General features: G+C 42.3%; 11 protein-coding genes. All 11 read left to right on the top strand.

Going from position 1 to position 14,201, the window contains the following annotated elements:
* The first annotated feature begins 82 nt into the window (after nt 1–82).
* On the top strand, nt 83–1,570 hold the full coding sequence (locus NSQ83_RS18760; RefSeq protein ID WP_198878459.1) for an N-acetylmuramoyl-L-alanine amidase: 1,488 nt from the start codon (nt 83–85) through the stop codon (nt 1,568–1,570).
* Between the two features lie 219 nt (nt 1,571–1,789).
* Complete coding sequence (gene tarQ / locus NSQ83_RS18755; protein WP_198878460.1) at nt 1,790–3,694, top strand: (poly)ribitol-phosphate teichoic acid beta-D-glucosyltransferase TarQ; 1,905 nt, start codon at nt 1,790–1,792, stop codon at nt 3,692–3,694.
* Between the two features lie 234 nt (nt 3,695–3,928).
* Complete coding sequence (locus NSQ83_RS18750; protein WP_003242561.1) at nt 3,929–4,588, top strand: sugar transferase; 660 nt, start codon at nt 3,929–3,931, stop codon at nt 4,586–4,588.
* 55 nt (nt 4,589–4,643) lie between these two features.
* Entirely contained in the window at nt 4,644–6,095 is a 1,452-nt protein-coding gene (locus NSQ83_RS18745; protein WP_080530093.1) for an MOP flippase family protein, read from the top strand.
* Nucleotides 6,092–7,261 carry a glycosyltransferase family 4 protein gene (locus NSQ83_RS18740; RefSeq protein WP_129137970.1) on the top strand — a complete coding sequence of 390 codons (1,170 nt, stop codon included), beginning with the start codon at nt 6,092–6,094 and terminating at the stop codon, nt 7,259–7,261. The genes NSQ83_RS18745 and NSQ83_RS18740 overlap by 4 nt, the downstream gene beginning before the upstream one ends.
* A 61-nt stretch (nt 7,262–7,322) precedes the next feature.
* A complete protein-coding gene (gene tuaD, locus NSQ83_RS18735; protein WP_033884207.1) occupies nt 7,323–8,708 on the top strand; it encodes a UDP-glucose 6-dehydrogenase TuaD in 1,386 nt (461 codons plus the stop codon).
* Between the two features lie 84 nt (nt 8,709–8,792).
* Entirely contained in the window at nt 8,793–10,259 is a 1,467-nt protein-coding gene (gene tuaE, locus NSQ83_RS18730) for a teichuronic acid biosynthesis protein TuaE (RefSeq protein ID WP_198878461.1), read from the top strand.
* Nucleotides 10,260–10,287: 28 nt separating this feature from the next.
* Nucleotides 10,288–10,968 carry a Wzz/FepE/Etk N-terminal domain-containing protein gene (locus tag NSQ83_RS18725; RefSeq protein WP_017695313.1) on the top strand — a complete coding sequence of 227 codons (681 nt, stop codon included), beginning with the start codon at nt 10,288–10,290 and terminating at the stop codon, nt 10,966–10,968.
* Nucleotides 10,969–10,991: 23 nt separating this feature from the next.
* Entirely contained in the window at nt 10,992–11,750 is a 759-nt protein-coding gene (locus NSQ83_RS18720) for a glycosyltransferase family 2 protein (protein ID WP_003242619.1), read from the top strand.
* Nucleotides 11,751–11,778: 28 nt separating this feature from the next.
* Complete coding sequence (locus NSQ83_RS18715; RefSeq protein ID WP_198878547.1) at nt 11,779–12,972, top strand: glycosyltransferase family 1 protein; 1,194 nt, start codon at nt 11,779–11,781, stop codon at nt 12,970–12,972.
* A 144-nt stretch (nt 12,973–13,116) separates the two neighbouring features.
* Nucleotides 13,117–14,193 carry an MraY family glycosyltransferase gene (locus NSQ83_RS18710; protein ID WP_003227975.1) on the top strand — a complete coding sequence of 359 codons (1,077 nt, stop codon included), beginning with the start codon at nt 13,117–13,119 and terminating at the stop codon, nt 14,191–14,193.
* Nucleotides 14,194–14,201 lie beyond the last annotated feature (8 nt).

Below are 14,201 nucleotides of genomic sequence, written 5' to 3'. Positions count from 1 at the left end.
TGTTAGAGTCAAAGGAGGCGAGATGCCTCCTTTGTTCGTTATTTGATTTATGAATCATTATGAATCTTTGGAGGGACTATCTTTGCGGATCTTTCTTAAAAGCATACCTATGCTGATACTAGGAGTCGTGTTATTTGTACCAAATGCGTTTGCGGCAAACTCTGTTACAAGGCTGGATGGAGCAAGCAGATATGAGGTTGCTGTGAATGTTTCAAAACAAGGGTGGAGCAGTGCGAGCACGGTTGTTGTGGCAAACGGAACAGCGTATGCAGATGTATTAACTGCTGCTCCTTTGGCTTATAAATACAATGCCCCGATTTTATTGACGGAATCATCTAAACTGACTGCACCGACTAAAGACAGAATCAGCCAGCTTAAACCGAGCAAGGTCATCGTCATTGGCGGAACGATCAGTGTTTCTAACAACGTTGTAAGCGACATTAAAAAATTGGGTATTTCCAATGTGGAACGGATCGGCGGAAGAAGCCGCTATGAAGTTGCTCAAAATATTTCTAAAAAATTGTCTTCAAATTCAAAAGCAGTAATCGCAAATGGAACGGCATATGCTGACAGTCTGGCAATCGGTTCTTATGCTGCCCGTAACGGTATTCCAATTCTTCTGACGACTGCAAGCTCTATTCCCGAACCAACGAAAAATGCGATGAACAGCAAAGGAACAACATCGACTATTGTGGTCGGGGGAGAAATCAGTGTCTCAAAAAGCGTTTACAGCCAGTTGCCATCACCAACAAGAATCGGCGGGAACAGCCGTTTTGAAGTGGCTGCCAACATAGCGAAAAAGTATTATTCTTCATCAAAAGCTGCATTTGTCAGCAATGGCTATCAATATGCAGATGCTTTAGCGGGTTCTGTGCTGGCGGCGAAGCAAAATCGCCCAATGCTATTTACTGACGCCGGTTCATTGCCGACTGCGACAAGAACAGTCATCGGATCAAATAGCAAGAATACCTTCACAGTTCTTGGGGGAACTATTTCAGTGAAAACAAATGTCGTGAACCAACTTAAAAATGTAATTGTAGGCAAAAAGATATTTGTGGATGCAGGACACGGTGGTTATGACAGCGGCGCGGTCGGTAATGGTTTAAAAGAGAAAGATGTTAACCTTGCCGTTGCTAAGCTTGTAAACAGCAAACTTTCCAATGGTGGAGCCATTCCGATTATGGCCAGATCTACAGATGTTTTCTTAGAGCTTTCAGAGCGGGTTGCAAAAGCAAAAAGCAATAATGCAAACCTGTTTGTGAGTATTCACGCCAATTCAGCGAGCCCAGCAGCAACCGGTACTGAAACCTACTATTATACAAAATATGAGTCAGAAAACAGCAAACGGCTTGCGACAGAAATACAAAACAGACTCTATAAAGCACTCAATACTCAAAACCGCGGCGTGAAAATCGGGAATTTCCATGTCATCAGAGAATCAACGATGCCGAGCAGCTTAGCGGAGCTGGCGTTCATTTCAAATGCGAACGACGCAAGTAAGTTAAAGAGTGCTTTGTATCAAGAAAAAGCAGCTCAAGCAATATATGAAGGAATCATTGGATATTATTAGGGGATTAAATTAGTAGACATCAATAGCGGCTTGCCGGCAGAACCCATCAGGAATTGCCGGCAAGCTTTTTTATACGATAAAATGAGAAAAATTTTAAACCACATATGCTATGTAAAAGTTTAACAAAATTTAAGGTTAGGCCTATTCTTATTGACAGATGTTTTTGATATAATTATCAGGCAAAAATATAACCGATCCATTAGGGTAGTGAGGTAATCGATGAAAATAAGCATTGTTATCCCTGTATATAATTCAGAAGATCTTATTTCCGAATGTCTTGATAGCTTAGTTAACCAAACGATGCCAAAAGAGGATTATGAGATTATATGTGTCGATGATAAATCTACGGATTCATCTTTAGACATTTTGAATCGATATAAAAAGAAATATGACAATATTGTTGTTGTTGAAAGAACCGTAAATTCAGGCGGTCCAGGTGCGCCGCGGAATGATGCAATAAAAATTGCCAAAGGTGAATACATCCTGTTTGTTGATTCCGATGACTATCTAGGCAATGAAGCATTGTTAAGATGGTACAATTTCTCAAAAGAGAATGATTCAGATATTACTTTAGGTAAGTTAAAAGGGATAAACGGCCGAGGTGTTCCCAAATCAATGTTTAAGGAAACAAACCCAGATGTTGATTTGGTTGATTCCAAAATTGTTTTCACATTGGGACCCCAAAAACTGTTTAAAGCCTCACTTTTAAAAGAAAATCAAATCATCTTCCCTACTCACATAAAAGCAGCGGAAGATCAAGTCTTCACAATGAACGCTTATTTAAAAGCAAAGAAGATTTCTGTTTCAGCTGACTATGATTATTACTATCTGGTCAAAAGAGACGGTGAGCATATGAGTGTCGCTTATGTTCCCCCAGAGAACTTTTATGGAGCAATGGAAGATATTATCTCTGCTATCAAGGCTAGTGATCTGGAAGAAGCAAGAAAAACGAAACTGATGGCAGTATTTTTAAACAGGCATTTCGATTTTTCGCGGACAAAAAATGTCACAATAAAAATGAAGACAGATGAAGAAAGAGCTGAATGGTTTAAATATTTGTCCTCATTTATTCATGCAGTACCTGAAGAGGCTGACCAATTTGTCCTTCCGCATATCAAATTGCGGCTGCTGTTTATTCGGAATAATGATTTGCAGGGGTTAACCCAGTATGAGCGTGAAGAACAACACATTAAAAAGTTCTGTGTTGTAAATAACGGGGATTTAATTGCACGTTATCCGAGCTTAGAACGCTATCCAATTTCTGAAGAGTTATTAAAAGTAAATTATAAAAATAAGCTTGAACATTATCTGCAGAATATTGAATTTAGCGATCACAGCCTCAGCATTCAAGGAACCATTAAACACAAATTGTTGGATGATGAAACGAATCAAAATCAATCTCTGACAGGAGTATTTGTTCATCGCGATACAAAGGCGGAAAAATACATTGCGCCGGCTAAGTATGAAAATTCAACATTTACATTTGAGTGCAAGTTTGATGAACTGGCATCTGCAGAAGAAGATTTAGGCGTTTGGGATTTCTTTATTGAATCGTCAATAGATGGCTATAAATTAAGGGCGAGAATCGGAAACAAGCGTGCTGCGTATAAGTATTCAACAAACACGATGTATTTAGGGCATAATGCGTTGTTTGTCTTCAGTGCAAGACCATATTTCACAATGAACTACGATAATCTTTCGATTGATATAAAGAAACATGCCTATACAGAAGCAGAACTTTCATATGAAACTGAATCAAAAGATTTATCATTTATTTTTAAAGATAAGCAAATCTGTTTGCCAAATCATTCAAAAATGATTGTGAATACCGGACAGTCTGAAATCTCATTACCGGTAAAACGTATAGAGTTAGAGCCTAATTGCACAAAATTGACGGTAAACGTGCAGAGTTTGCTTGAACAGCTAGCTCATGTAAAGAAAGAGCGATTAATTGAATTTGCGATAAACACTTCTCAAAATAAAATCAGTGCAAAAGTGGATAACCAAGCAATTGTCCTGGACACAAGGAATGTGGAACGAAAATCCATGTTATTCTTTAGTAAAATGGTTGAGGTTCAATACAAGCTGTTAACCTCTAAATCAAAGTTTTATTTTCAATATTAAATGCTTCACAACGAAAAGAGACAAATCAGTAAAATGATTTGTCTCTTTTTTTAAACAATATGCTTAATTTTAAAAAAAAGTGTCTAAAACAATAAAAAGTTTACGGATAAATGTCAGAAAAAATAACAAATTCACACTTCTTAACATACCATTTACATCCAATTAACATCCGTCTGCTAAACTGACTGGCATAGGTCATCATAACATCCCAAACAAATCGTGAGGTGTGTGTCAGTGAGTGCAGAGAAAAGCATGAATGTGAGTCGTGAATTCTCAGTTCAGCAAATACATTCTTTTACATTATCTGAAAAGACGGCTCGTTATTTGGCAATAAAGCGCGTAATGGATATTTGGTTTGCGCTCATTGGGTTGGCGATTGCGCTGCCAATGATTGCGGTATTTTCAATTTTGATTTGTTTGGAGACGCCGGGACCTGCCATTTATACGCAGGAACGCGTAGGGAAAGGCGGGAAACCATTTAAGCTTTATAAGCTTCGTTCCATGAAAATAGATGCCGAGAAGTCTGGGGCGGTTTGGGCACAGAAGCAAGATCCGCGGGTGACAAGGATCGGAGCTTTTATCAGAAGAACGAGAATTGACGAGCTTCCTCAGCTGTTTAATGTGCTGAAAGGCGATATGAGTATGATTGGCCCTCGTCCGGAACGGCCCGTATTTACGGAAAAATTCCAGAATGAGATTCCAGGCTTTACACAGCGTCTGGCTGTTAAACCGGGATTGAGCGGCTGGGCTCAAGTGAACGGCGGTTACGATATGACGCCGAAGGAAAAGCTGATATTTGATTTATATTACATTCGCAATCTGACTTTCACTTTAGAATTAAAAATTATGTTAAAAACTTGTAAAGTAGTTTGGACGGGTGATGGTGCAAGATAAAACGGAATGCCATTATTCACCATCAATCTGAGCTTAAAAAGAAGTAGGGAATATGATGCCAAGTATTACAAAACAAATCATGAGCGGTGCAAAGTGGACAAGTATTTCAACCATGTGTATTACAATCATACAAATTGTTCAGTTTGCCCTGCTTGGAAATATGATGACCTTAACAGAATTTGGGCTTGTCGGCATGATCACAACGGTTACAGTTTTCGCCCAGATTGTGCTCGATATGGGTTTTGGAGCAGCATTAATTCAGAGAGACGACGCGACGGAGCGCCAGCTGTCAACATTGTATTGGCTTAACATTATGACGGGCGTTTTGCTGTTTGTTCTTTTATATGTGAGCAGTCCTGTCATTGCGGGATTTTATCAAAGAGAAGAGCTGGTGTTTCTGGTTCGGATTCTGGCGATTATGTTTTTGATCGCGCCAATTGGACAGCAATATCAGTATATGCTGCAAAAGCAGCTGCATTTTAATACGTTAAGCAAAATAGAGATTTTTTCAAATGTATTGTCATTCGGATATTTAGTGATAGCGGTTTTTATGATGGATGCGATTTTGGCGTACGTGATTTCTCAAGTCCTGCTGCAGTCCAGTAAAGGGATTTTATATTGGGCTGTATACCGAAAAAAGTGGCATCCTGCTTTTGTTTTTGATTTGAGAGGCATGAAGGATTTCTTTTCTTTTGGAGCCTTTCAGCTTTCATCCCGTCTTGTGAACAGGCTGGGAGCAAATATCGATATGATTTTGATCGGCCGGTTTATTGGTGCTGAAGCATTGGGGATTTATAACCTCGCTTATCAGATTGTCACCATTCCGGTTTTGAAGATCAATCCGATTGTCACACGGGTGGCATTCCCTGTTTTCGCAAAAAACAAATATGAAAACAGCGTGATCAGAGAAGGCTTTCTGAATATGACAAAAATGCTGGCGCTTGTTTCGTTTCCGCTGTTAATCGGGCTCGTGTCTGTGTCAGACGCCTTTATCACAGCGGTTTTCGGAGAAAAGTGGCTTGCTGCTGTTCCGATCCTAAATGTTCTGGCGATTGTCGGAATACTAAGAGTGCTTATGAATCCAAATGGATCTGTGTTGCTGGCTAAAGGAAGAGCTGACTTAGCGTTTTATTGGGATTCCGGCGTGCTGCTGCTGTACGGATTATCACTGTTTGCAGCTGTACAGACGGGAAGCCTGCTGACAGTCGCATGGGTATATGCCATTATCAGCGTTGTTAATTTCCTGATTGGGCGCTGGCTTTTGGCATATGTCATCAAGCTTAACCTTTCAGCTTATTTCCAGTCGATTATGAAGCCATTTCTGATTACTGCGGCGATGGGCATCATCGCGTTTGGTGTAAGCCTCAGTACCGAACACTTCAGTATGCAGGCAGAAATGCGGCTGGCCATTTCAGTTGCGGCCGGGGCGCTGTGCTATCTCTTTCTTTTGGTAAAAGCGTACCCTCAAACGAAAAGCAAACTACTAAGAAAAGGACGTTTGTCATGAAGATTTTGTGGATCACAAGCGTATATCCGAGCAGTATGAAACCCGGAGAGGGTGTGTTTCATGAGACACAGGTGCAAGAGCTGCAAAAACTCGGGCTTGATATCACTGTGATATGCCCACGGCCTTTTCATTCAGCGCCTGTCCGCATGCTGAAAAAGACATATCGAAAAAAGGATGCCAGACCGGAGTATGAGGTTAGAAAGGGGATACCGGTTTACCGGCCTTTCTATCGGGCAGTTCCCGGCCAGCTGAAGTGGGCGCAGCCTCATCGGAGAATCGCATCAGCCGTTTTAAAAACCATGAAACAGCGCGGCCTATATCCGGATCTGATCCATGCTCATTTTGCCATGCCATCGGGCGGGGCTGCGGCAGTCGTGTCAGAGTCAGCGCAAATTCCTTATGTCCTGACCTTGCATGGCAGTGATGTGAATGTCTATCCGCATTACAGCAAAGGAGCGTTTAAAGCCTTCAAGCGTGCCGTAGGTTCTGCGTCAGTTGTTTTAGCAGTCAGCCACAAGCTTCAGGAAGAAGCCAAAAAGCTTTCGGGCTTTGACAGCTCGGTTTTGCCAATTGGCATACAGCTCAGCCGTTTTCAGGAGAATGAGGAGACGAAAGAGGAAATCAGAGAAAGACTCGGACTCCCGCTTGATCAGCGTCTGGCTGTCTATGTCGGCCGGCTGGTCAGAGAGAAAGGCATTTTTGAACTGTCTGAAGCGATCGAATCGCTGCAGGACCCACCTCAGGCAGTCTTTGTCGGGGATGGTCCCGCAAAATCGACGCTGACGCAGAAGGGGCATATCGTCACAGGCCAAGTGCCGAATCATCATGTAAGAGACTATTTACTTGCGGCAGATCTATTCGTGCTTCCTTCTTACAGTGAGGGGATGCCGACTGTTGTGATTGAGGCGCTGGCGCTAAGGGTTCCTGTTATCTGTACGGATGTTGGCGGAGTGTCGTCTTTGTTCGGAAAGCACCAACATCTGCTGATTAAACCGAAATCCGCTCAAGCCTTGGCGGAAGCGATCACTCGGTACGAACATGAGCAAATATGGAAGCCGGAAGTAGCAGATGACTTATATGAAACCGTGCAGGCTCAATTTGACGCAGGAAAAAACGCCAAGGCCTTGCATCATCAGTATCAGACGGTCACGAAAACGTCCGTTTAATCGTAAGAAACTGCGACCAATATAAATAGGAAGATCATTTTACAGGAGAGGGATGAGCGCTGTGAAAAAAATAGCTGTAATTGGAACAGGTTATGTAGGACTCGTATCAGGCACTTGCTTTGCGGAGATCGGCAATAAAGTTGTTTGCTGTGATATCGATGAATCAAAAATCAGAAGTCTGAAAAATGGGGTAATCCCAATCTATGAACCAGGGCTTGCAGACTTAGTTGAAAAAAATGTGCTAGATCAGCGCCTGACCTTTACGAACGATATCCCGTCCGCCATTCGGGCCTCAGATATTATTTATATTGCAGTCGGAACGCCTATGTCCAAAACAGGTGAAGCTGATTTAACGTACGTCAAAGCGGCGGCGAAAACAATCGGTGAGCATCTTAACGGCTACAAAGTGATCGTAAATAAAAGCACAGTCCCGGTTGGAACAGGGAAACTGGTGCAATCTATCGTTCAAAAAGCCTCAAAGGGGAGATACTCATTTGATGTTGTATCTAACCCTGAATTCCTTCGGGAAGGGTCAGCGATTCATGACACGATGAATATGGAGCGTGCCGTGATTGGTTCAACAAGTCATAAAGCCGCTGCCATCATTGAGGAACTTCATCAGCCATTCCATGCTCCTGTCATTAAAACAAACCTAGAAAGTGCAGAAATGATTAAGTACGCCGCGAATGCATTTCTGGCGACAAAGATTTCCTTTATCAACGATATTGCAAACATTTGTGAGCGAGTCGGCGCAGACGTCTCAAAAGTTGCTGATGGTGTTGGTCTTGACAGCCGTATCGGCAGAAAGTTCCTTAAAGCGGGTATTGGATTCGGCGGTTCATGTTTTCCAAAGGATACAACCGCGTTGCTTCAAATCGCAAAATCGGCAGGCTATCCATTCAAGCTCATCGAAGCTGTCATTGAAACGAACGAAAAGCAGCGTGTTCATATTGTAGATAAACTTTTGACTGTTATGGGAAGCGTCAAAGGGAGAACCATTTCAGTCCTGGGATTAGCCTTCAAACCGAATACGAACGATGTGAGATCCGCTCCAGCGCTTGATATTATTCCAATGCTGCAGCAGCTGGGCGCCCATGTAAAAGCATACGATCCGATTGCTATTCCTGAAGCTTCAGCGATCCTTGGCGAACAGGTCGAGTATTACACAGATGTGTATGCTGCGATTGAAGACACTGATGCATGCCTGATTTTAACGGATTGGCCGGAAGTGAAAGAAATGGAGCTTGTAAAAGTGAAAAGTCTCTTAAAACAGCCAGTCATCATCGACGGCAGAAATTTATTTTCACTTGAAGAGATGCAGGCAGCCGGATACATTTATCACTCTATCGGCCGTCCCGCTGTTCGGGGAACGGAACCCTCTGACAAGTATTTTCCGGGTTTGCCGCTTGAAGAATTGGCTAAAGACTTGGGAAGCGTCAATTTATAAAAAGAAAAAGTGTTACTTGGTTGAAGCTGCCGGCTGCTAGGCTCGGCCGCCGGCTCCTGAAACATCAGGAAAGGGGTTAAACATGTGAGTATCAAACGATCAGCGGTCCATACGCTAGCGTTACTGGCCGCTGCTATATTTGGAGTCGTCCTATTGCTGGGAGCCATCCATAAAGATATAGGTTTCATGCAGATGGCTGCTGTGCTTGCGGTGTTGGCAATTGGCCTGTTTTTACTGACGCTTGCAACCGCATTTACAACAAAAGAACGGCTCTTTATGGCTGTAATCTATATTTTGATCGCCTGCACTTTTTTAAATAATGCATTTTTCGCTATTCATCTTGGATTTTTCAGTTTGTTCCTTTACCGGCTTCTGCTCATTGCAGCGGGTTGCCTTCATATTTTCGGCATGGTTCGGAATCGAACCCATATTGAAAGATGGCATGGGCTGCAAGTAAAAGGGATATTGCTCTTTTTCGCCTTTTGGTTTATATATGGCCTTGTTTCTCTGCTGTGGGCCAAGTCGGTAACAGTTGGCCTCAAGTATTTAGCCTTATTGGCAATGGGAATTTTCTTCATTTATCTTATTGTCATGTACGTGCAAAAAATGGAGCGGCTGATGATTATTTATGCCATTTGGCTGGTGATGACGGTATTTCTGATGATCATTGGTTTTTACAATCATATCACCCACCATCATCTTCCGAGTTCCACATTGTACAGCGGACCGGAGTATAAGCAGCATTATCCGACATCGGTCTTTTTTAATCAAAATGACTTTGCGACCTTTTTATCCATCAGCTTCTTTTTTTACATCACGATGATGAAAAACATTAAGAATGGATACATCAAGGCAATTGGCCTTGTGCTCTCGCTCTGTGCGTTGTATTTAATTTTTGCCACTGGTTCAAGAGCCAGCCTTCTGGGGATTTTTGCAGGTATTGCTGTCTACATCTTCATTGTATTGCCGCCTGTTTTAAAGAAAATGGCTATATGGCTGTCGGCGGCGGGAATTGCTCTTTTCGCAGTTCTTTTCGCCAGCAAAATCTATTCAAAGTTTTGGGAGCTGTTTCTGGCCCCGCAGACGCTGCATTCATTTCATGACAGGCTTCCATCAAATGTGGCTCGGGCAAATCTGCTGAAAAACGCTTGGCATTTTTTCCTTGATTCATACGGATTCGGAGTCGGAGCAGGAAATGTATCCTATTATCTTGAGCATTATGCTGTATATGATACTGACAATGTGGCAGAGGTGCATAACTGGCTTGTTGAAATTCTGGCTAATTTTGGCTTGTTCATCATGCTGGGATATCTGTCCATTTATGCCTACCTCATATGGGTGTTTTACAAGTTTTATGAAAGAAAATTAGAAAATCAGTCAAAACTGATCACAGAAGGACTTATTACCGCTATGGTCAGTTTCCTGGTATCAAGTATCAGCCCAAGCTCTGTTTCAAATTTATTTTTCCATTGGGTGTTTATGGCGCTCGTCATCGCAGCCGTGAATGTGTTAAGGCGATCCAGACAAATGCCTGAGCCGATGTACAGATAAACAGACTACAAAAAGCAGGGAGACTTATATGAACGATATATTGATAAGAATAGCCCGTCGCATAAAAAAAAATATCATTTGGATCATAGCGGTGCCAATTATATTAGGTGCGGCGGGGTATATCCTGCCGTCACAGATCGCTGATCAAAAGAGCTATACAGCTGAAGATACTTTGGCTGTGGGGAGCTATGATCATCCGGTTTATAACAGCACAGAAGAGATTCCGCTTCTGCTAAAGAGCGACTCTTTTTTGAAGGAGGCGCTTCCTGATGAAAAGGATGAAGATGTAGCAGAGATCAAAGAGAAGCTTACAATCAAAACGGAATCCAAATCGTTACTGACTTTAAGCTATAGTGACGAGGATAAGGATAGAACGGAATCTGTCTTAAACGCCATATCCTCCACCTTCCTCAAAAACGATCAAAAGCTGTATGCAGAAAGAGAAGCCGTCATCCGCAGCAGCATAGACGCGCTTGAAGGCGAGTCGGTGAGCGAGGATTCCAAAGTGGATAAAGAGAGATTTTTATATGAACTCAAAAACACACAGCTTAACCTGAAAGCGGCAAGTGTTACTGATTCCGAAACCGTAAGTGAGACAGCAGGCGGCGGTATGTCTCCGAAAAAGAAAGCAGTTCTCGGCGTTATGATTGGCCTTACGATTGCCTTTATGTTCGTTGTCATTCCTGAATTTTTCAGAGAATCCTTTTAAAATCATACGATGGAGATGTGATCATGACCAATTGGAAACCTCTCGTATCTGTCATTACACCTTCCTATAATGCGCGTGACTATATTGAAGACACGGTTCATTCGGTATTAGATCAGAGCCATCCTCATTGGGAAATGATTATCGTGGATGATTGCTCAACGGATGGGACCCGCGACATTTTACAGCAGTATGAAAAAATAGACGAAAGAATTCATGTGGTGTATCTGGAAGAGAACTCCGGAGCTGCGGTTGCTCGCAACAAAGCGTTGGAACGCGCTCAAGGGCGCTACGTAGCATTTTTGGACAGTGATGACAAATGGAAAAAAGACAAACTGGAAAAGCAGCTTGAGTTTATGATGGAGCGCTCCTGTGCGTTCTCTTTCACGGGCTACAGCTTAATGGCGCAGGACGGGACCCCACTCGATAAATTTATTCATGCGCCGGAAAGCCTGACGTACGATGACGCCCTGAAAAATACAATTATCGGCTGCTTGACGGTGATGATTGACAGGGAGCAAACGGGACAGATCCAAATGCCGAATATTAGAACGAGACAGGACTTAGCTACATGGCTGTCTCTTTTAAAAAAAGGATTTACTGCCTATGGAATGAATGAATGCCTGGCTGAATATCGGCTTGTCAATAACTCAATTTCCAGCAACAAATGGAAGGCTGCGAAAAAAACGTGGTTTGTCTACAGGGAGATCGAACGGCTTCATTTTATGAAAGCAACATGGTGTTTTGTTCAATATGCAAAAAACGCGGTGAAAAAAAGATTATAGCCGCAAACAGAGAGAAAAGGTGATGAAGGTGGAAACAAAAGAAGCAATCATTCATGTCATCGTTGCCACTGCTGAATGGGGAAAAGACCAATTGAGATACAGAAGGCACCGGCTGGCAGAATTTTTAGCTGCTCAGGAGGAAACGAAGGAAGTTATTTGGGTATGTCCGGCTCCGCGTGCCCAAGGGAAAGAGTTTCAAGAAGTCCATTCTGGCATCAGGCAATTCGCTGTCAAAGACCTGCTGCAGAAAAAAATGTTTCGTTTCGGACGATATACAGATGTCTTTTACAGACATAAGCTCTCCCCATTACTCGATGAGCTTACATCTGCTTCTGCAAACGGTGAACGCTGCTGTTTATGGTACACGTTTCCCGGATTCCCGCTGCTGTCTTCGCTGTATTCTTGGGATCAGGTCATTTATGACTGCAGTGACCTATGGGCTGCGCCGATCAGCGGCCGATCAAATCTGCTGTCTGAATTCCGGCGAAAAGTCATTAAATCGGCAGAGCTGAGAATTATACAACGAGCAGATTCAATAACCTGTTCATCAGATTATCTTCACAAGGAAGTAGACAAAAAACTGACTGCAGGACGAGAAAAGGTTCATACTGTGGAAAACGGTGTGGAGTATGAGCTGTTTTCTGCAACTAAACAAGCTCCCGATCGCAGTATACTGCAGGGGAGAGAAGGAACAGTGTTAGGTTTTATTGGCGGGATTAAACCGAAGCTCGATTTTAAAATGATTAAAGCCGCCGCCCTGCAAAAGCCTGATTGGACATTTTTATGGGTTGGCCCGGATGCCACCAATGGTGACGTTTCGTTTCAAGAGCTGCTGAGGCTTCCCAATGTCATATGGACCGGTCCGGCAGATCCAAAAGAAGTGCCTCATTATATGGAGCTTATCGACATTGGCATCATGCCATATAAACAATCACCGTATAATCAAGCTGTGTTTCCGCTGAAACTATTTGAATTTTTAGCGGCAGGAAAACCTGTCGTCGGCTCTAATCTCCCGTCAACCTCAAAAATGCAAAAGCCGTATGTATACGAATATGTAGAGGGCGATCATCCGATTGATTTTATAGCCGCTTGTGAAAAAGTTCTCGGTCAAAACGGAGACGAGACCTATAAAGAAATGCGCCGAAACATCGCTCGCACACAAGATTGGAATTGCTTATTTAGACAAATTATGAAGTATACAGGGATTCAAAAACATGCGTAGTCCTATAAATTGGGATGCGCGTTTTTTGATTATACGTGTTTCTTTTTGATGAAGCTTGTTATAATAACTAAGGAGAAGGTATAATGGAAGGAACGGTTCTCTATATAAATAAAGACTTCATTTAATTCCAAAGGAGACTTCTTTATGCTTGACGAACGCATGATTCGCATTGTTGTTGCGTTTATTGTCTCGCTGCTGACAGTTTTAATCATAACCCCAATCGTAAAAAGGATTGCGATTAAAATAGGTGCAGTTGACCAGCCCAGCAATCGAAAAGTACATGACAAAATCATGCCCCGCATGGGCGGGCTGGCCATATTTATCGGGGTGGTTGCAGGCGTGCTTGCATCCGGTATTTACACAGAAACAAGGATGACGGCAATTACAGTCGGAGCATTCATCATTATTGTGTTAGGTATTCTTGACGATAAATATCAATTAAGTGCAAAAGTTAAGTTTTTGATTCAATTAGGTGTAGCCATTATGATTGTAAGCACTGGCTTAAAAATGGACTTTTTCTCAGTACCTTTTTTAACAGAACGATTTGAGTTAGGATGGATGGCTTATCCGCTGACGGTATTATGGATTGTCGGCATCACGAACGCAATTAACCTGATTGATGGATTGGATGGCCTTGCTGCCGGTCTTTCTGTTATCGGCCTGTCAACGATTGCTGTCATGGCGCTATCCGGCGGAAAAGTGCTCATTCTGTCACTCTCATTAGTCGTTATTGCCAGCACGCTGGGGTTTTTGTTTTACAACTTCCATCCGGCAAAAATCTTTATGGGAGATACGGGATCACTTTTTTTAGGGTATAGTATTTCGATTCTTTCATTATTAGGCCTGTATAAAAGTGTCACATTGTTCAGTATCGTTATCCCGATTATCATATTAGGCGTCCCGATTTTTGATACAACTTTTGCTATCATCAGGAGAATATTAAACAAACAGCCGATTTCAGCGCCTGATAAGTCGCATATTCACCATAGACTGATGGCCTTTGGCCTTTCACATCGGATGTCGGTCTTAGTTATTTATTTAATTGGATTTATTTTCAGTATCAGTGCGATTGTACTTAAAAGTGCCACAATTTGGCTTTCTTTGTTTATTATCTTCATTTTAATTATTTTTATGCAAATCATAGCAGAAGTGACAGGACTCGTGAATGAAAAATTTAAGCCGTTTACAAAGTTTTATAAACGGCTGGTGAAAAGGAATTAAAAATTCCG

Source organism: Bacillus sp. PS217 (assembly GCF_037963535.1).
Classification (GTDB): Bacteria; Bacillota; Bacilli; order Bacillales; family Bacillaceae; genus Bacillus; species Bacillus subtilis.
Note: the sequence above shows the minus strand (reverse complement) of the source record. Positions and strands in the feature narration are given on the sequence as shown.

Excerpts from the sequence above, each read along its gene's own strand:
- tarQ (WP_198878460.1), top strand. The coding sequence starts at position 1,790 with ATGAAAATAAGCATTGTTATCCCTGTATATAATTCAGAAGATCTTATT.
- NSQ83_RS18745 (WP_080530093.1), top strand. The coding sequence starts at position 4,644 with ATGCCAAGTATTACAAAACAAATCATGAGCGGTGCAAAGTGGACAAGT.
- NSQ83_RS18740 (WP_129137970.1), top strand. The coding sequence starts at position 6,092 with ATGAAGATTTTGTGGATCACAAGCGTATATCCGAGCAGTATGAAACCC.
- NSQ83_RS18725 (WP_017695313.1), top strand. The coding sequence starts at position 10,288 with ATGAACGATATATTGATAAGAATAGCCCGTCGCATAAAAAAAAATATC.
- NSQ83_RS18720 (WP_003242619.1), top strand. The coding sequence starts at position 10,992 with ATGACCAATTGGAAACCTCTCGTATCTGTCATTACACCTTCCTATAAT.
- NSQ83_RS18710 (WP_003227975.1), top strand. The coding sequence starts at position 13,117 with ATGCTTGACGAACGCATGATTCGCATTGTTGTTGCGTTTATTGTCTCG.